This window comes from Paenibacillus sp. p3-SID867, from assembly GCF_025142895.1.
Classification (GTDB): domain Bacteria; phylum Bacillota; class Bacilli; order Paenibacillales; family Paenibacillaceae; genus Paenibacillus_AQ.
Map to the genome: position 1 here is coordinate 332,632 of NZ_JAMBDM010000005.1, position 19,075 is coordinate 351,706.

Here is a 19,075-nt window from a genome sequence, read left to right on the forward strand (position 1 = left end):
GCATTTTATCGCTGAGGCATAGATGGTATGCTCTATTCACGCTCAGGATCCGAGACGCTGCACTTCCTCATACCAGTCTCGCACATCCCGGCTAAGCCGTTCCACGATCTCCTGGTAACGGTCCGCCAGGTTGGAGCGCTCCCCGGGATCCCTGGACAGATCGGACAGGTGAACCTGGTCCGGTACCACGCGGTCAAAATCGAGCTTCCCGTTCAGCACCAGCTTCCAATCCCCTTCCCGGACAGCCAGTTGGCCTTGATACTCCCAGAACAATTGCTTATGCGGCGACGGCTCGCGCATTTGCAGCATCTCCTTCAGGCTGCTTCCGTCCAGCGCAACGCCTTGAAGCGGTCCTGCCGCCGGATCGACGCCGGCCAGATCCAAAAAGGTCGGTGCGATGTCCATCATAGCCGCCACTTCATCCCGCACTTGTCTGCCTTCCCATCCGTTCGGCCAGCTCAATATGGCAGGCTCGCGGATTCCGCCTTCGAACAGGCTTGCTTTATGCCCCCTGAAGATCCCCGCGCTTCCCCCGTAATACACGTCTTCCGTTCCGTCCAGCCAGTTCCGGCTCTCGGAGGACGGTCCGTTATCGCTGGAGAAGAAAATGACCGTATCCTCGTAACAGCCGGCTTCCTTCAGCGCCTTCACGATCTCCCCGACGCCGTCGTCCACCGCGGCAATCATGGCGGCCATGACCTGCCGATCCCAAGGCAAATGCGCAAACCGGTCCATGTATTCCTGCGGGGCATGCATCGGGTAATGCGGCGCATTGTACGACGCAAACAAGAAGAACGGAGCCTCCTGCTCCCGCGACCGCTGAATGAAATCTACCGATCGTTCCGTGATCAGCTCGGTCATGTACCTGCCGTTCTCCCAAACCTCCGTTTCGTTCTCCCATAGGTCATGCAGGGGGTTGACGCCATGGGCTTGGCCCCAGTAAAAAATGTGCGAGTAAAAATCGACGCAGCCTGCCTTGAATCCGAAAAACTCATCAAATCCATGCGCATTCGGGCTGGTTTCCTCAGACAAGCCCAAATGCCATTTTCCATACAGCGCCGTCCTGTACCCGGCAGGCTTGAGCGCCTTGGCCAACGTCACCTCGTCGGCAGGCAGTCCATGCGAATCGCGCTTCGCCCCCAGAATCTCGCCGACTCCCGCTCGGGCCGGGTACTTGCCCGTCAATAATGAGGCTCGTGACGGAGAGCAGACCGGGGAATTCGAATACCAATTCGTAAAACGAATGCCTTCGTCAGCCAACCCGTCCAAATGCGGGGTTATCACGGTGTCCGAACCGTAGCATCCAAGATCTCCATACCCTAAGTCATCGCAATAAATCACGATAAAATTCGGTTGTTTCATATCTCCATTCACCTCTACTATGCTCGACTTGTTCCTCATCATCGTACCTTTTGGCGGACGAATACGGAATGCTCCATCTTTGCAATCGTTATACAATATGTTGCATCATAGTAGTAACAAAAGAATTGATCGGTATATGTGGAAGGAGGACACATGAGTTTAACAGTGAATCAGCGGCCATCCCGAGAAGAATACTTTAACAACCCGGCTCACTTTGAGACACAACTGGGATTATGGATATTCAAATCCGGATCCCACCCCTTTTTCACCGAAAAAGTCGGTCCCCGGTCCGTCGAATTTTATAGTATACATTTCGTTGCCAGCGGCAAGGTGCGGTTCGGATGGGACGGCAGCAGCGTCTCCCTCTCGGAAGGCGATCTCTTCTGCCTCTTCCCCGGCTCGGTCTATACGTATGTCAAGGACTGCGACGAGCCGTCTACCATGATCACCTGGACGGCCTTTATGGGCGAGTTGATGCCGTCCATATTGAAGCATGTCGATTTATGTCCGGAACGGCCTTATCGTCAAAATGCCTTCAGGGACGATGCCTTGGCTGTCATCAAGGACATTCAGCGATTGCTCCGACAGCCCCAGCAGGACCATAGCCTTCAGCTGATGTCGCTGGGATTCCAGTTGATCCACAGCATCGATCCCAACCGGGACCAGCACCTTCCCGCTGCTTCGGCTGCTTCGGACTGGCTCGAGTCCGTCTCCGGATATATGGGACTTCACTGCACGGAGAACCTGTCCGTGGAGGAACTTGCCGCCTGGGCCGGCGTGCATCGAAGTCACTTCACCCGCGCGTTTACCCGCCGATACGGCATTTCTCCGTCCCGCTACATGCAGCAGTTGATCATGGAGAAAGCGACCCGTTTGTTATCCGCCGAGGGAACCAGCATCACGCAGACCGCTTTATCCCTGGGTTATTCGGATTTGTTTACGTTCTCCCGCGCCTTTACCCGGTATTTCGGAATGACGCCGAGCGCATTCGTGAAAGCGAACCGCCCATCTTCGAGAACAAGCGAATAACAAGGAACCGCCATACGATAAAGGGATCGCCGTTATCGATCCTACAGCAACGAAAAGAGGCCATCCGTTAGGGATAGCCTCTGGTCTCTTTACATTATCTTTTTTCGTTGCTACAAACGTCAGGACAACCTATTCCTCCATCAGCCCCCACAGCGTGGTAAAGGCCTCGCCTTCCAATTGAAAGAACACAGGCGTATTGGCATATCGCACATATTGGCCGCCTTTGAACAGTCTTAACTGGACTTCCGTCCCGTCCTGCAGCTGGATATACAGAAATTTCTGCTGGCTAGGCCCGGTCTCGTAGATCCCTTGCTCAAACAAAGCGTCCGCCGCTACCGGCTTTGCCTCATTTAAAGCCTCAACGAAGGCTTGCACCGCCGTATCGTCGGCAAGCTCGCGCAGCTTACTCTCGCCCATGTTCCAGCTGTCGAAATCCTGCCATTTAACCGAAGTCATGTTCCCCATTAAATTCAGCTTGCCGATGATATCCTCGCCCTTGGCCACCGTAATCCCGTTGAGGTGCTCATACAATTCGGCGTAGACTTCCCCGTCGTGCTCCATGTAGGACATGATTCTAAAATCGGCGTCATATCCCTTAACCGTGAAAATATCCATTTCGCCGATCGTCGAAGCAAGCTCCGTGTAATCATCAGAGGAGCTCCATTCCGTAATCCCCGACTTCGACCGTCCGAGCTTGTCGCCCCGCAGCTGTTTGGCGATGTCCGGCGTGATTTGCGTACCGGTTTGGGTGTAGATATTGCCCTGGTATACAACCAAACCGATCATGTCGGCTTTGACGTTGCTCTCGTCCGGAAGCTCGATTTTCGGAATGGTTACCGGATCATGACCAACCTTCGCGGTCGGCGGGGTATTCTCCCCAGTCCCTTGTTGAACCACCGGGATATCGCTGTTCGCTGGCTCGTTCTCAAGATTCAATACTAGCGAAGCTACTACCACCAGCCCCAACATAACGGCCGCAGTGACGCCGGCGACCCCCATTCGGCTCATTCTGGTCGTTTGACGCTGATTTTGTTTCATTCCTTTCATAATCCGCTCCTCCAATCCTTTGTCAGGTCCGATTCGATCTATCAATGATTTGTAGTCCTTCCGATTCATCAATCGTCCTCTCCTTCCAAGTCCATGCGCAGCAGCTTCCTGCCGCGCTGAAGACGCATCTTGACCGCAGACTCGTTAATCTGCAAAATCCCGGCGATTTCCTTAACGGAATAATCCTCGTAATAAAACAGATGGATGACCGACTTATACTTGAACGGCAAACTCATGACGTTATCCATCAGCGTCCGTTCCGACGGTTCGACAAAATAATCGTTCATATGCTCCATCTTGGTTACCCGCTTGCGCCACAGGCTCCCTTGCATATTCTTGCAGTGGTTCGTAATCACCCGAATGAGCCAGGCTTTCTTATGCTCCTGGTCGCTGAAGTCAGGCGCTTTATATATCAGTTTAATGAACGTCTCTTGAATGGCTTCTTCGACATCCTGTTTGTTCCCAAGGTACACCATCGCTATTTTAAAAAGCATATCGCCATATAATTCATAAGTTTCCGTAATATCTCCGCCCGGCCGGAGCGAATCGATCTGCATCGCCTAGACCTCCTTTTACCCTTAACACAGTTATGGACGTGGATCGGTCACATTTTGTTTACGGATTTTTTCGAATTTAAAAGGGCTACCCCAAGGGGGAGCCCTTCTCGCTCATTGAGTGTTTTTATAAGCCCTCTATAAAGTCCTAAAGTCTAGGATAAACCCTCACGCTCGTATTCAGTAATCTGACGCTTACACAGTTCTCTTACATCCTTACCTTGCAAATATTCCTCAAACCATTGGATAGTAGCATCCAATGCCCGATCCAATGTCCACCTAGGGTTCCAATTGAGCTCATGTGATGCTTTTGAACAGTCCAACTTAAGCAAATTTGCTTCATGTTTAGAATTCAGATTAACCACCTGATAGCCAGGATGTTGATGCGGCCACTTACTTAACATTTGAGTGACAATCCATTGAACAGACCTGGCATCACGATCCTGAGGTCCAAAATTCCAAGCCTGCGCATACTCCTCACCATCCAAGTACAGCTGCTGGCAAAGCATTAGATATCCAGATAACGGTTCAAGTACATGTTGCCAAGGTCGAACCGCCTCGGGATTCCGGATTTGGATGAGCTCTCCGTTTGTCAATGCTCTTATCAGGTCAGGAATCAACCGATCTTCTGCCCAGTCGCCCCCTCCTATTACATTGCCGGCTCTTGCAGTGGCCACCCTGACCATTGTTGATTCCAAAAAAGAACGACGGTACGCTGAGGTTATTAGTTCTGAGCATGCTTTACTACTTGAATATGGATCATACCCTCCCAGCTGCTCGTTCTCACGGTACCCCCAATGCCACTCATGGTTCTCATAACATTTATCCGTTGTTACGTTGAGGATTACACGCACCGAACTACAAGTACGCGCGGCCTCCATTAGATTTACTGTGCCCATCACATTCGTTTGATAAGTCTGGACAGGATCTTCATAAGATTTCCTTACTAGTGGCTGCGCGGCCATATGTATAACGATTTCCGGGTCTGCCTTTTGCATGGAACGCCTCAGCATCTCTAAATTAGTAACATCACCAATAACTGACTCTACTAAAACTTCCTCAACATTTCCCAATTCAAACAAAGACGGGGAGGTAGGGGCTGATAATGAATACCCTGTCACCTCGGCTCCCATACTATGAAGCCAAATGCTAAGCCAACTTCCTTTAAAGCCAGTATGTCCTGTAAGGAACACCTTCTTGCCCGCCCAGAAAGTATGCTCCACCATACCTAATTTCATCATATAGGCACTCCTGATTTAAATTTAGTTTCTGCAAGAATTAAACCGATTGCTCCGCCGGCTGGTAGTTCATTTGGTACATTCCAACATTGGATTCCAATAACGACTCCAAATAATTCATATCCGCTTGCCGTCCTCCAGCAAGAAACATTGCGAAGTCCTTAATAACCTGTTTGCTTTGCGAGCTCCGCTCCGGTACGAAACTAATAATTGAAGATTGCTCAAACCCGTGTGCTTTTGCCTGCAAACAAAGTACGTCACGTATATAGATTTTGCGATTGTGTACGGTATGCGAAGAAGAAAGCATTTCATATAATGTTTCTATACTCGCACTATTGTTAACCATAAAAATTACTTTTCCGTTAACACTCATGACCTTTGAAATAGCGCTGAAGATGGAATCCAAATCTTCAGAGTAACAATCCAAGGGTTTCTCAATGTAAACCAAATCGATTGTCCCATTCAATTCTTCCGGTAACTGATAGATATGATCAAGCAGAAATACCTTTTCCGCAATAGAACGTACATCCATTTCATATTGGTGTTCCGTTGCACAGACAGATACACGTGGCTTAATACCATGATTGGACCAAATGCGGTTCTTAATTTGAAGCAGAGTAGCACCGCATTTTACATCAATTCCAAGTATTGTTTCAACAGCTGATAGCTGACTGAAATCTATCCTCAGATGAGCAAGATTCATTCGCGCATCCATCCATGCATCCAAACCGTATTTCTCCGCAAAAGTTTTCCTTCCTTCTTCCATAGAATTCGTCTGATGATCACTGGCGGTTGTTAGGCTACCGTAATGATGAGTCACCGTATCCGCACAATAAACAAGCTTGTATCCTGCTCGTCTAATTCGGAAGCTAATGTCGTCATCTAAAAATTCGCCACGAAAAAAGCGGGTGTCATAATATCCGATCCGATCCAATAATGCCGTGGGGCAACATAAAACATTGGGCAGCAACACCACACGTTCTTCCCATTTTGAAGGGTCACTTACATTGTATTCTCTGGCCTTTTCCTGAAAATCATCTTTTGAGTTAAATGGAATTGAAATTTGCTGCATATTAGAAATGGAGGTAGCCCCCGGGGACACAAACCCAATACCAGGATCCGATTCAATGCAGATCATCAGATTTCTCAACCAATTCGGCGTAAAAATAAAATCGTTACATACAGCAGCGCAATACTTTCCTTCCGCCGCCATCAAACCAATATTGAAGCCCTTCACAAGATGGATGTTATACTTCAGATGAATAACCTTTGCGCCAGGTACGGAATCAAAATATTCCTTTGTTCCGTCCGTAGAGCCGTTATCTACCAATATCAATTCGTATTCCACATCATCCGTATTCCTCAAAATGCTTTCAACACAATCCCGTGTATAAACCAAATTATTGTAAGCGAGCAGAATGACACTTACTTTGCAATGTGCCTTTTCGCCCTTTGCCCTGATATCATCATGATCGATGATGCCTACCTCTGGATAAAAACGCGGATAGTCCTTCTTAGAGACAAAATTCTCCAAGATATAGGCAATTTCGAACTCCAATATCCGAAAAAGAGAGCGAAAGTGAAAACGAAAATCATATAAAAAAGATTCGATATTTTCATCTATTGCATTCTGTTTGAGCTGTTCTATATAAAATAGAATATTAGCATTGATATCTTTTATCCGATTAGGAACAGACACTTCCATTGTCACGTTTTCAATTACATCCAGCAGCTCAACCATTGTATCCAACACGGCTAAATCGGATAGGCTTAGCTCACCTTGTTGGATGCAATTTTCTAAATAACAGATACCTTCATGTCCAACCTCTAAATTACCAAGAATGTGCGCTGCTATATTATTATCCATGTCCTTCTCCTTCAGACAAAATCATGCCATCTGTATTAAAATCAAAGTCTCTCCACTGCTTGTCTTTCTGTGAAATAATGAGATCTTCCACATGAGGCCACTCTATCTCAAAAGCAGGATCGTTCCAACGAACTCCAGATTCATGAGTAGGAGCGTAGTACTCACTGACCATATAATGAATGCTCGCATTTTCGGTCAGCGTTTGGTATCCATGGGCAAATCCCTTGGGTACATATAGAGATAAATGGTTCTCGGCAGATAACGTAAGCCCGAACCATTTCCCAAATGTAGGACTATCCCGATTTAGGTCAATGATAACATCATAGATGGCTCCTTGATGGCAAGAGATGATCTTTTGCTCACAAAAAGGAGGTACCTGGAAATGCATCCCCCTTAGCGTCCCTGCTTGATGGTTAAACGCCACATTCGATTGAACTCCTTCAAAAGAAACTCCATGCTCAGCCAACGTTTTTTTACAAAAACTTCTAGCAAAAAAACCACGACTGTCCTGAATGGGCTCCATTTCGATTACTGCCGCTTTTTTAAGCGGTGTAGTATGAACTAACATGCTGCTCCCCCTTATAACCTGAAATTCCGCCTGAACTTTTAAACATTTTTATAGGTAGCCAAAATTAACCTACATCAAAAGTTGATAGTGTTCCAGTGAACCCTAGCTGTATAAGTTGATCTTGGATTTGCTGTTTATGTGCATTTGCAAAAAGAATAATGGTGTCAAATAAACAAACATATTCGGAAGTTGGCTTAATGATGGGAATACCCGCAATATGGTGTCCCTGTTTAGTAAGGTCGCTGTCAAACAGGCATTCAATATGAACTTTCTCCTCCAGCATTGCAAGAAAACAAGTCGACTCCGCTCCTGCACCCCATGCCGCTACTCTCGCATTTGCTGAAAGTTTTGAAACAAGCTGATCGAGCCCTAATTGTCGTTTACTACTAAAAGTGAAGCGGGGTTTGGGGGCCTTTTTCACATATAATTCTAGCAAATTCGGGTCTGCTGACTCTTGCACGCAAACTACTGTCAATCCTGCTCTATGTGCCATTGCTGTCAGGCTAGTAACAGAGAAATATTGGATGTGGTCGGTACATAAATTATAATATAGGCGCTTTTCCACGATACGTTGTCCATTGGGAACCTCCACTAGAAGAATGCCATTTTCATTCAATAGTTGGGCTGCTTGAGCAAACAGAACTGCAGGCTGCTCAAGGTGCTCAAGCACTTCAATTATACTTATTGCATCAAATCCCGACTCAAAGGTTAACTTTTCATGGAAATAGTCGTTTATGACTGTAAATCCTTGTTGCCGTGCTTTCATAGCACTAGTAATGGATGGCTCAACCCCAAATAGTTCTTCAAAATGGTTCCTAGCTAGTGTTAAATAATGTCCGACACCACAGCCAATATCTAAGAATCGTCCACGTGCCGGCGCCAGCATCGCTATGCGCTCAAGTTGACGTTCCCGGATGCGCTTGAAGCTAGCTCCCCAAAAGGAGCCCATGGAATAATCTTGGTAATACTCTTCAGCAATGTGCACCGGAATCTGAGTATGCCCGCATGAATCACAGTGATAAATCTCCAGATCGCGTAAAATCAGTTTATTCGAGTTATATACACTCATTAAACTATGAGGTGCTCGAGTATATCTCTCCTCAAAAGCACATGTTTGACCACAAATATTACAGATGATGTTAATCAATCCTTTCGTTACCTGGTGAGAAGGGCTTTGAATAGTTCGATGACAAAAGTCTCCACCTTATCATTTGGTTCCAAGCCCTTTTGTTCGTTTACACTAGTAAAGTCAAAGTCAGCAACTTGGTTGTTTCCCTCGGGGCGAATGATTCGTACGGGCATTCCGAAAGTCTCTAATGCGACCTTTTGAACTAATAAGGCGAACTGTAAAACACTCATCGTCTCATTTCCGTAAGCATGAAATAACCGCTCTTTTGGTCTTTGTTCCAATATCCACATCACTTTCTTACATACATCCGACACACCTACAAAATTACGAAGTTGGCTCCCTGGAGTCAAAAGCGTTATCGTGTTATTCTCTACAGCTTCCCTGCAAAATAAAAACGGAATCAAATTCCAACGTTTAAATGTATTAAGGTTTACGGGGACTCCAAATAGATTAGAGGGCCTGACTATCCATGCATTTAGCAGATTAGTTCTATCGTACATCCTAACAGTTTGTTCAGCTGTATAATGTGCCAATCCATAGTCGTTACTTGGAGCGACAGGAGTGCTCTCTGTCAATTTCCCTTCCTGTACACCAAAAACATGAAAACTCGAAAAATATATAAAATTCTTAATATTATTATTTTTACAGAAATCAAGAGCTGCTCGGATTCCAGTTACATTTTCAGACAAAGCTCGGTAAGGATCTGTTTTATAAAGCATTTCGTTTAGTGAAACCGTATGGATCATTGTATCGATTCCATTACTAATCAACGATGCCACTTCATTCGGTTTGGAGAAGTCCATTCTAAGATCTCCTTCTCCATCTCTCGTAGCAGTCATAACATTATAATGATGCGTTCTTAAATACTGGGCCATATGAAGCCCTATATAACCATTAGCACCGCTAATCAATATGGTTTTTGATTTCATGAACTTCCTCCATTTTGCAGAATGGGTACATTAAAAAAAGACTGTGCCCAGGGTTTATCCGTTTGCTGTGTTATATGCTGACCAGTATCTGTATGACGATAGTATAATGATCCGTTGTTCAAGTTGGTGTTACGTAATAAGGCTTGATTTCCGATCGTCACATGGTCGCCGATACAGCAGTCACCAACGATTGCTGATTGCGGGGCCATGGCCACCCCCTTGCCGATAACAGGATAAACACCATTTATTGCGCCTACGGTGCATCCCTGATAACATACAAAAAAATCACTATAAACCGCCTTACCTAACACTACACCACCACCATGTACAACAAGAAAGATATCAGGCATTCCCGCATCATACATACATACAACACCGTTTAACGCCTTATTTAAGTAAAAGAATTTGGACGCGATCTCCTCAGTCTCAAACTCCCTCCATGTCGAATTAGACAAAAACCACAGGAATAATGTGTATTGATCGGAATGGAGATGTGAAAAATAGGTAGTTCCTTCATGATGAAACGACCTTAAAGCGATATGTTGAAAACAAAACTCCGAGCGCTCCAAGGCTAGATTAAATGACCGGTTAAATAATGTGTCCTTGGGAGACAAACGATTATCCGGAAAAAAATGACTCACCTGATGAAACACATAATTTTGCAAATCTTCCTTTGAAAGAGTCAGTTTAAACATAATAAACTCCTAGAATAGTAATATTTCCAACTCATTTTCGACTTTTGGTTATACTAGGTATTCCATATTTTCCAAGGTGCCTTTTGACTTTCCCAAAGCCCATCAAGGACAATCTTTTCACGCAGAGTATCCATTGGCTGCCAGAAACTATCATGCCTGTAGACATTTAACTCACCATCTCGTGCCAAATTTTGCAAAGGCTCCTGTTCTAAGATCGTTGTATCCCTATCTTTGATATAGTTGAATACTTGGGGTTCACACACCATGAACCCTCCATTAATCCAACCCCCATCACCTCTAACCTTTTCAGTAAATCCAGTAACCGTATCGCCATCCAGTTCCAGCCGCCCAAATCGGCCGTCCGGTTGCACGGCTGTAATGGTCGCAAGTTTACTGCTTTCTTTATGGCAGCGAACAAGCTGATCAATATTTATATCTGCCAAACCATCCCCATACGTAAGCATAAAAGGATTGTTACCCACATAAGGCTCAATTCGCTTAATACGGCTACCCGTCATGGTGTTTAGACCCGTCTCTACCAAAGTAACCTTCCATGGTTCTACCGTGTTCTGATGCACCTCGACAGTATTGCCAGAAGTAAAATCGTAGGTTACCGCTTCGGACATATGTCGGTAATAATTAGCGAAGTACTCCTTGATGATATAGCCTTTATAACCAAGACAAATAATGAATTCATGATATCCATAGTGAGAGTATGTCTTCATGATATGCCACAATACTGGTGCGTCTCCGATTTCAATCATAGGTTTAGGCTTAAGATGAGACTCTTCACTTATTCGTGTTCCTCTTCCGCCTGCCAAGATGACAACTTTCATACTGTTCACTTCCCTACTCGATTTTTAATGCCTTGTTAGTCCTATAACTTTAGCCTGTGTTATTTATTTCAAATCTTTCAATTACAAAGATGTTTGCTCCTCATCTACTTATCGACAAAATAACCAATAATAATTAATTAGAAATACGTGGTAACAGTTCATTGCAAGTAGATGACAGCATAACTCTGACATACTTTTTAATAGCAAGCTATAACTCCATAACAAAAACAATAAAATCCTTATTCAATACAAAGCAGTTAAATTTCCTACAGAAAGATTGATACCTTCAACCAAGAGAAACTATTAACAGTAAAAAAAGGGCTCCCCCTAAAGGTAAGCCCCCTCTTTATCATATTTCGGCCTATTTCACGCAGATTGCTAGTTCAATATGCATCCAGCCGCTATAGAACCTGTTTATTTCACGTACGTCAAATCCTGCATCAAACGATGGAGCACAGCGGCGCTTTCGCCGCGGGTGGCATTCGATTTAGGGTGGAAGCGCTGCTTCGGATCTCCGTTCAGAATATCAAGTTTCGCCAATTCATACACCGCCACCTGAGACCAAGCACCGATCGAGGACGCATCGGCAAAATGAGCTTTTGCCGCGTCCACGGGGTTGTATCCGGCATACTCCAGTGCGTTGTAGGCCATCACGGCCATCTCTTCGCGCGTGATCGTCCGATTCGGCTTAAAGGTGCCGTCCGTGTAGCCGTTAATGATATCGGCATCGACTGCTGCCTGGATTGCTCCGGCGTACCAGTCGGATGAAGCCACATCCTGGAAGCTGCCTGACGCAGCGTCTGCAGAAAGTCCCAGTGCCCGGACAACAAGCGCTGCGAACTCGGCCCGAGTGACCGGTGCGTTCGGAACAAAGGTCTGCTCCGTGCGCCCGGTTACGATCATTTTGGCCGCAAGCGATTCAACCTCACCCTTGGACCAGTGGGACGCGATGTCCTGGAACGTTACCGGGTTCTGCAACACCAGGTACGTGCTGTTCGTGCGGCTATAAATATCGATACGTTGGCCGTTCACCTTGAATGGTACTGGCGTGTATTCGCCGTTTCCATCCACTCGGACGACCGCGATATCCGTCAACGCATGCGACTTGTCGACATTCAGGGACCGCTTTACATACGATTGGAATGCGTCCAACGTGGCAGTCTTGCCATTACCGGACTTCACCGTCACGGTATAGCTCACAGCTTGTATTGCATTATATCCTTTGGACGCCGCTGATTTAAGGGCATCATTATCGATAGCAAGCTGAATGACCAATTGAAGGCTGTTCATGTCCGAGCCGGCTTGGGCTGCCAGCGCTTGAAGATCGATCTCCGTCTTCGGAAGCTCATAGCTTCCGTAAGGCGTTGCTACCACCAGCACCTGCGCGTTTGTCTGGTCAATCCATGCCCGTAGTGCTTCATTATCGATGGTTATGGATGAAGAAGAGATTGGCTGCGTGCTTGTTACCTCTACGGTAACTTTTCCGCCAACAGGCTGTTTCAGGGCTTCCTTCATGGTCGCTCCGGTCACGCTGCCTGCAGCCGCACCGTTCTCCACCTTAACCGGAACCTTGACCTTGCCCGGTTCTGCCGGCGGCGTGGTGCCAGGGTTCGATGGGTTTACGGGAGGTGTTGTCGGTCCTGGAGTTCCAGGTGTACCCGGGTTCCCAGGGTTCCCCGCTCCAGGCTCTCCCGGCCCTCCTGGATTAGGTCCTCCCGGAAGCGGTGTTCCCTTCAAATCCGTAATCCGCCCTTCAACGGCCGAAGTCTTGGCCGTAATGGTGCCTACTTTTTTCACATAGTTCGAGAACACCTCATAGTCAGGCTTGTAAAGCAGATTCACTCGACCTTCCAGATAGGCCTTCTCGAGCGATGCATAGAAGTCGCCGCCCTTAGCGGTAAATGCGTTTGTCGCCACCTCATACGATTTATTCATGTCGATCGGCTCATATCCGTTCTTGCCTTTGACCTCGATGCGAAGGACACGTGATCCAACCGGTTTGGTCGAATCATAATAGAACTTCATACCCGCGATATGCGGGAAGCGGCCATCCGCAGCAGGCGTCTTGGAAACCCCGTTTTCCATGGCTTCTTTGATCTCGGCGCCCGTCAGCGTGATCGTGACGAGATCGTTGTTAAACGGAAGCACCGTCATGACGTCACCCATCGTGATTTTGCCTGCTTCAATAGATTCGCGGATGCCGCCGCCGTTCTGCAGGGCGATGACCGCATTCGTTCCGGCCGCTTGCGCCGCGTCCAGCATGCCATCGGCAATCAAATTGCCGAGATTCGTTTCCTTCGTGCGGACATCGGCGCGGACGCCGTTCAGCTTCACTTCTGTCGTACCAACCTCCGTTTGTTTTAACTGCTCCACACCCGGCTTATATTTGGTATTCAGAATTTGCAAGGCTTCGGGATCCGGCTGAATTACATACTGCTCATTGCTATCTTTTGCGTCAACCGAAATGAGCTGGCTATTCCACTCCTGCAGAACACCTTCGTCGTCAAATACGACCTCCAGCTGGCCTAAGAATTGGCCTTTTTCACCCGTCTGCACGATCAGCTTCGGTTCGCTGTCCGACCGGTCCACAACCGCCTCATCCAGCTTGGTGTGGCTATGACCGCCCACGATAATGTCGATGCCCTCGACTTCCTTCGCAAGGTTTACATCCACGTCATAACCGAGGTGCGACAGTACGACGATTTTGTTGATACCTTCCTTCTGCAGCATCGCTACGGTGTCTTTTGCCTTTTGCACCGCATTCTCAAATGTTACGTCTCCAGGCGAAGCGATGTTCGCCGTGTCTTCGGTTGTAAGCCCGATGAGGCCAACCTGCTCCCCGTCTACCTCCATGATGATGGCCGGATAGATGGTTGCATCCTTGGCATCCCGGGTCACTTCATTCTTGAATTTCTGGGTCAATAAAGCATCGGCCGAAAAATTCACGTTCGAGGAAACAAACGGGAATTCCGCATGCTCGATGAAATCGTTCAGCACCTCGGAGCCTTTATCGAACTCATGGTTACCGAAGGTCATGGCATCATATTGAACCAAATTCATGAACTCCAGATCGGCGAGTCCCAAATATTGATTAAAATACAGCGTGCCGGAGAATACGTCTCCCGCATCCAGGAGCAGTGGATTGACCGCATTCGCTTTGGCTTCCTTGATTGCAGTAACCCTGCGTGCAATGTTATCCGGCGAGCTTACGGTATCCAGATTGGCATGCGTGTCATTGGTATGCAAAATGGTCAGCGGGAAGCCGTCCACGGTTTCTTCCTTCAGGTCAATCTGGGCGACGACCGGATCATGATCCGATACGCGGCCCTTGGAGGCCGGGAAATCGGCATTCAGATGCACGATGTCGACTTGCGTAGAGCGAGTCAAATTCTTGCTGACGAGAATATGATCCAGCACCTGCGAGTTTCCGTCATATGTGTAGGTATACCTCTCCTCAGGCGGAAGCGTGTCGATCAGATTATCCAATTCGTTGCCTTTCAAAATGTTCGCCGTCTCGGTAAATTGGAAATCATTCAAATCTCCCAGAACGACGACGTTAGCGTCAGGGTTAGCAGACACAACGCTTTTCACGAATCTGTTCACAACCGCCGCAATCTGATGGCGCTGCGTTTCGCTGGAGAGAACCGGCGGCTGGGTATTGCCGAAAGGTCCTTGATCTCCGGATTTCGAGTTAAAATGATTCGCAATGACGATCACTTTTTCCCCCTGGAATTCGAACTGTGCAGCCAGAGGCTTGCGCGATGCATCGAAAGCAGGATTCTGCGGTTCGATCCGGCCCGGATTCAGGGTTAACTGATCCTTCGCCGCATCATACGCAACGGATTCCGTCGGGGATCCCTTCTTGTCCTGAACGCTGTCCGATAACTGGACACGGTCTGCGTTATAGAGGAATCCGACCCGAATGTTCGCTCCCGGCGCTCCCCCGTCGTTATTATTCACCGGCTCAATGTCGGTAAAGCTATAGGTTGGTCCGCCGGCTGCCTTGATGGCATTAATCAAGGTCTGGTAGCTTTGATCTGCCGCTGTAGTTCCGGTGTTCTGCTCACCGTTATTATCCTGTACTTCGACAAGACCGATAATATCCGGAGACTTGATGTTGTTTACGATCGACTCCGCCAGCTTATTGATTTTGGCGGAACTTACGCCCGGATAGAAATTTTCGATATTATACGTCGCTACGCTGAGCTGTTCGTCTTTCACGTCGATCGTGGGTACCTCTTGCTTAAAAGAGCTGCTGTGGATTGCAGGCAATTCGCCTTTAGCCGGAATCACCTTGAAATTGCCACTGTTATAACCGATTACGCCGATCACATCATCGGCAAATGTATCGCCTGTGCCCACTTCTTGTCCCGGATTGCCGTAAGCAATCAGGAGACGCTGCGGGTTGAAATTCCCCTGCTCTTTCAGGACCAGTCCGCCGGCTGGCGTAATGACATCCGCGATATCGTTCTCGACACGGGTCGCAATGTTGTAGGTACCGCCGCTTGTCCAATACGGACTAATGATCGTTGGCTGCGGAAGTCTGACCAGCATGCCTTCCAGAGATTCGTAGAAGTCGATGGCATCCTCCTCCGGATCGAACGTGGTCATGCCGTCGTTATCGATAATGGCGGCCGGAATCGGACGCCCGCCTTTACCTAAGGTAACAGGGTCCGGCAGTTGTTGACCCTGACCCAGATTCTTGATGGATTGCAGCTCGATTTGAGTGGAGGTCAGGTTGCTGGAGCTTCCCTCGTTATACTCGGCCACTTTTCCGGTTACACTCACCAGATCTCCGATTTGAGGCCGGTTTGGATCCGTGGAATACACAAAAATCGCATCCGAGGTATCCGGATTGGAATCCGGCTTCGGATCCTGGATATAGAATCCCTTGATATTGCCGTTAGAGAACGTGTAACCGTATTGGGTTACAACACCTTCAATAGCGGTTACCGTCTGTCCGGTATACGGCGAAGTATGGTCCTCGCCTTGGATATCCGCGATACGCGGCTGCTGTGTCGCCTTGTAAGCAAATTCGTATACCTTGCTCTCATTCGCCCCCGAGACAACAATCGCTTTGATGGTCGTGTCACGGTCTATTTGAATCGGCGAGCTGTACTGTGTACTCGCTTTCGTCGGGACTGACCCGTCGAGCGTATAATAGATGCTTGCCCCTTGCGTAGGGCTGGACAGCGTTACCGTCCCTCCAATGATTATCGGTCCGGCACCCGGACTTGCAATCACGGAGAACATCTCTTCGATTAAGGCATTCTCGCCTAAAGGAATCAGCTCATAGATGTTGCCAAACTGCTTCACCACACCCGTGACGCGGCTGAAGGTCTTCACGGTCTTCAGCTTGGACAATCCGGAATAGATGATGAATTCATGACCGCCTTGCTCGGCCGTATATTCCCCAGGTCTGTTTTCGGACTTGATGGTAACATCGTCCAGGTAGACAAGTCGCGCTTCATAAGTCTCTCCCGAAGCTGCAGATAGATCAGCTCCGGTGATTTGAAGAGCCTGCGGCACTCCTGCATTTGCACCCGTTACGTCATGGGGCAGCAAGGCGTGCGGTTTGATCTCCTGAAGATTGTTGTAAATCTCCATCACGCCGGCCACGCTCACCCGGTCGCCAACGCTGGCATTAAGCGGGTAGTCATAGAGCACGATACCGGCCGTGTCATCTTGAATGTAGGTTTCTCTGCCTTCGATATGCGTAATGATGCCTTCCGTCCACACATGCTCGCCTTTTGCCTTGCTGCGGGCATCAGCAACGGACGTTTGCGTTAAAATATCATATTGGAACGAGGAGACCGGTCCATCCGGTAAACCATCCTGGACTGCATAGGCATCCACCCGCGTAGGCTCGTTAAGCGTGATCGGGCCGTTGACAAGCTGAAAGCCGGACCCGTTCCCACCGGACAGATACACATCCGCATAAACGGAAACGCCCACCGTAGGAGGATTCAGCGTGATCTCCGTTCCGGCTGGCCAGGCATTAGGCTCCGGATTGGCGGTTACTGGCCCTAAACCCGTACTAGGAGTGACCGGTGTCTTCGGGCTCGAGCTGTTCCGAGGCTCCGGCTTGGTAACGGTAAAATCAGCGACATTGTTATCCGTGTCGAGGCCGCGATCATTTTGACCAACGGTCAATTCCTTGCGGATCGCAGCCGTGCTGTTGGATAAAGCTGCGGTTGGACTCGTCTCAGATTCTGAGGCCGATCCATAGCCAATGAGGTCAATACGATCGCCCGCGGCGTTTACCAGATCTACTTTTCCGTTAGAGCCGCTTAAGTTCAGTGTTCCTGCAGCATCAGCTGTCGGCAAAGAAGCTCCTACCGAGCCGTTACTCTGCTGTTGGATTAAATAATAAGCATAAGGCTCTATAATACCAGTTAAAGAGGTCGTGCCGTTAAAAGTGCCTGTTGCGCTTGCATAACGTACCTTCCAGCCTGTCAAGTCGATCGGACTGCCGGTCGGATTGAACAATTCGATAAAATCATGCGTATACGTGGCCCCGCTATTCCCGCCTCCACCGTACACCTGGCTGATCACAACCTGGTCATGCCGGGGGGAAGCCTCCGCCACCTTCACAGGACTGAAAGGAACGATGATACTCAGAAGCATCACGATTGCCAGAAGCATGCTTAACGGCCTTTGGCACCGATGTAATCGAATGCGCATTCAGGTTTCACTCCTCTATTCTATTAAATTTTCTTACCTTATTTACTATATATACCAGATATGTTTTGGGAGTTCTAACCTAAAGTATGCTAGATGTAAAAAAACCTCCGATAGACCTAAACCCAAAGCTGGATAGGCATATCAGAGGTTCTATTTGTCTTACATCGACTTGCGCAATACGTTACCGTTTACCTGAATCGAACGGCTCCCCTACGGCTTTCGGCGCATTCGAGGATTTGGAGAAAATCACGAGCGCGATCAGTGTGACAACATAAGGGAAAATCTTGAGAATGACCGGCGGGATTACCGCCAAAGACGGAATGACCTGTGATACGTTGGCTACCGTCGTGGCAAATCCGAAGAACAAGGTGGCCAGCAGGATGCCGAGCGGCTTCCATTGTCCGAAGATCAAGGATGCCAGAGCCAGGAACCCGAGTCCTGCCACGTTCCCCGTAAATTCGCCGGAATACGTCAACAGAATGACAGCTCCCCCGAGTCCGGAAAAAGCACCCGAGATCATGACGCCGACATACCGCATGGACTGTACCTTAATACCTGCTGCTTCGGCCGCGTGCGGATGCTCGCCGCAGGACCGGAGTCGCAGACCGAACGGCGTTTTGTACAGTACAAATGCACTTACTAAAAGCAAGATCAGAACCAACCACGTCGTGGCATAGGTTTTCGTGAAGAATAAATCCCCGATGATCGGAATCTTGGACAGACCCGGAAAATCAAACGGTGCAAAACCATTCGTGATGCTGATCTTGCCGCTCCCCGTAATGTTACGGGCAAGGAATATTGTCAGGGCACCCGCGATCATATTGATCGCCGTACCGCTTATAATCTGGTTGGCACTGAGGTTAATGCTGGCAAAGGCATGCAATAGCGAGAATAGCGCACTCGCTGCCGCCGCTGCCAATAGTCCTACCCATAGTACCCACGATTGGCCGGGCCATTGGGCCTGCATTTTGAATATGACAAAGGCTCCGATGAAAGAACCGACAATCATCAAACCGTCAAGGCCGATATTGACGACCCCGCTTCGTTCACTGAACAGCGCGCCCAGGGCGGTAATCAAAAGTGGGATCGTGTAAGCGATGGCATACGGAAAAATCTGTTCAATCGTTGTCCACATAT

At 48.2% G+C, this 19,075-nt stretch carries 13 protein-coding genes; 1 reads left to right on the forward strand and 12 read right to left on the reverse strand.

Annotated elements, in window-relative coordinates:
* Positions 1–42: 42 nt before the first annotated feature.
* The gene (locus tag M4D81_RS13175) at positions 43–1,362 is read right to left on the reverse strand and encodes a sulfatase-like hydrolase/transferase (RefSeq protein ID WP_260066813.1); all 1,320 of its coding nucleotides are present in this window, start codon (positions 1,360–1,362) and stop codon (positions 43–45) included.
* 153 nt (positions 1,363–1,515) lie between these two features.
* Here M4D81_RS13175 and M4D81_RS13180 point away from each other — a divergent pair, with 153 nt between their 5' ends.
* Positions 1,516–2,391: an AraC family transcriptional regulator gene (locus tag M4D81_RS13180; RefSeq protein ID WP_260066815.1), complete on the forward strand. Its 876-nt coding sequence runs from the start codon at positions 1,516–1,518 to the stop codon at positions 2,389–2,391.
* Between the two features lie 129 nt (positions 2,392–2,520).
* Here the strand turns inward: M4D81_RS13180 and M4D81_RS13185 are convergent, their stop codons facing one another.
* The 11 genes from M4D81_RS13185 to M4D81_RS13235 all read right to left on the reverse strand — a co-directional run bounded on the left by M4D81_RS13185 (position 2,521) and on the right by M4D81_RS13235 (position 19,073).
* The gene (locus M4D81_RS13185; RefSeq protein ID WP_260066817.1) at positions 2,521–3,507 is read right to left on the reverse strand and encodes a hypothetical protein; all 987 of its coding nucleotides are present in this window, start codon (positions 3,505–3,507) and stop codon (positions 2,521–2,523) included.
* Positions 3,507–3,995, reverse strand: a complete 489-nt coding sequence (locus M4D81_RS13190) for an RNA polymerase sigma factor (protein ID WP_071219211.1) — start codon at positions 3,993–3,995, stop codon at positions 3,507–3,509. Before M4D81_RS13190 ends, M4D81_RS13185 begins: the two co-directional genes overlap by 1 nt.
* 152 nt (positions 3,996–4,147) lie before the next feature.
* On the reverse strand, positions 4,148–5,233 hold the full coding sequence (rfbG, locus tag M4D81_RS13195) for a CDP-glucose 4,6-dehydratase (RefSeq protein ID WP_235613033.1): 1,086 nt from the start codon (positions 5,231–5,233) through the stop codon (positions 4,148–4,150).
* Positions 5,234–5,270: 37 nt separating this feature from the next.
* Entirely contained in the window at positions 5,271–7,097 is a 1,827-nt protein-coding gene (locus M4D81_RS13200) for a glycosyltransferase family 2 protein (RefSeq protein WP_071219212.1), read from the reverse strand.
* Positions 7,090–7,665 carry a dTDP-4-dehydrorhamnose 3,5-epimerase gene (gene rfbC, locus M4D81_RS13205; protein ID WP_071219213.1) on the reverse strand — a complete coding sequence of 192 codons (576 nt, stop codon included), beginning with the start codon at positions 7,663–7,665 and terminating at the stop codon, positions 7,090–7,092. Before rfbC ends, M4D81_RS13200 begins: the two co-directional genes overlap by 8 nt.
* A 64-nt stretch (positions 7,666–7,729) precedes the next feature.
* Positions 7,730–8,812: a class I SAM-dependent methyltransferase gene (locus M4D81_RS13210; RefSeq protein WP_162487546.1), complete on the reverse strand. Its 1,083-nt coding sequence runs from the start codon at positions 8,810–8,812 to the stop codon at positions 7,730–7,732.
* An 8-nt stretch (positions 8,813–8,820) separates the two neighbouring features.
* Positions 8,821–9,723, reverse strand: coding sequence for an NAD-dependent epimerase/dehydratase family protein (locus M4D81_RS13215; protein WP_071219215.1), 903 nt, complete (start codon positions 9,721–9,723; stop codon positions 8,821–8,823).
* Complete coding sequence (locus M4D81_RS13220; protein ID WP_071219216.1) at positions 9,720–10,418, reverse strand: LbetaH domain-containing protein; 699 nt, start codon at positions 10,416–10,418, stop codon at positions 9,720–9,722. The genes M4D81_RS13215 and M4D81_RS13220 overlap by 4 nt, the downstream gene beginning before the upstream one ends.
* 53 nt (positions 10,419–10,471) lie before the next feature.
* Complete coding sequence (gene rfbF, locus M4D81_RS13225) at positions 10,472–11,254, reverse strand: glucose-1-phosphate cytidylyltransferase (protein WP_071219217.1); 783 nt, start codon at positions 11,252–11,254, stop codon at positions 10,472–10,474.
* Between the two features lie 414 nt (positions 11,255–11,668).
* The gene (locus M4D81_RS13230) at positions 11,669–17,938 is read right to left on the reverse strand and encodes a 5'-nucleotidase C-terminal domain-containing protein (protein WP_260066833.1); all 6,270 of its coding nucleotides are present in this window, start codon (positions 17,936–17,938) and stop codon (positions 11,669–11,671) included.
* A gap of 181 nt (positions 17,939–18,119) precedes the next feature.
* Positions 18,120–19,073: an ABC transporter permease gene (locus M4D81_RS13235; protein ID WP_071219219.1), complete on the reverse strand. Its 954-nt coding sequence runs from the start codon at positions 19,071–19,073 to the stop codon at positions 18,120–18,122.
* Between the last annotated feature and the right edge of the window lie 2 nt (positions 19,074–19,075).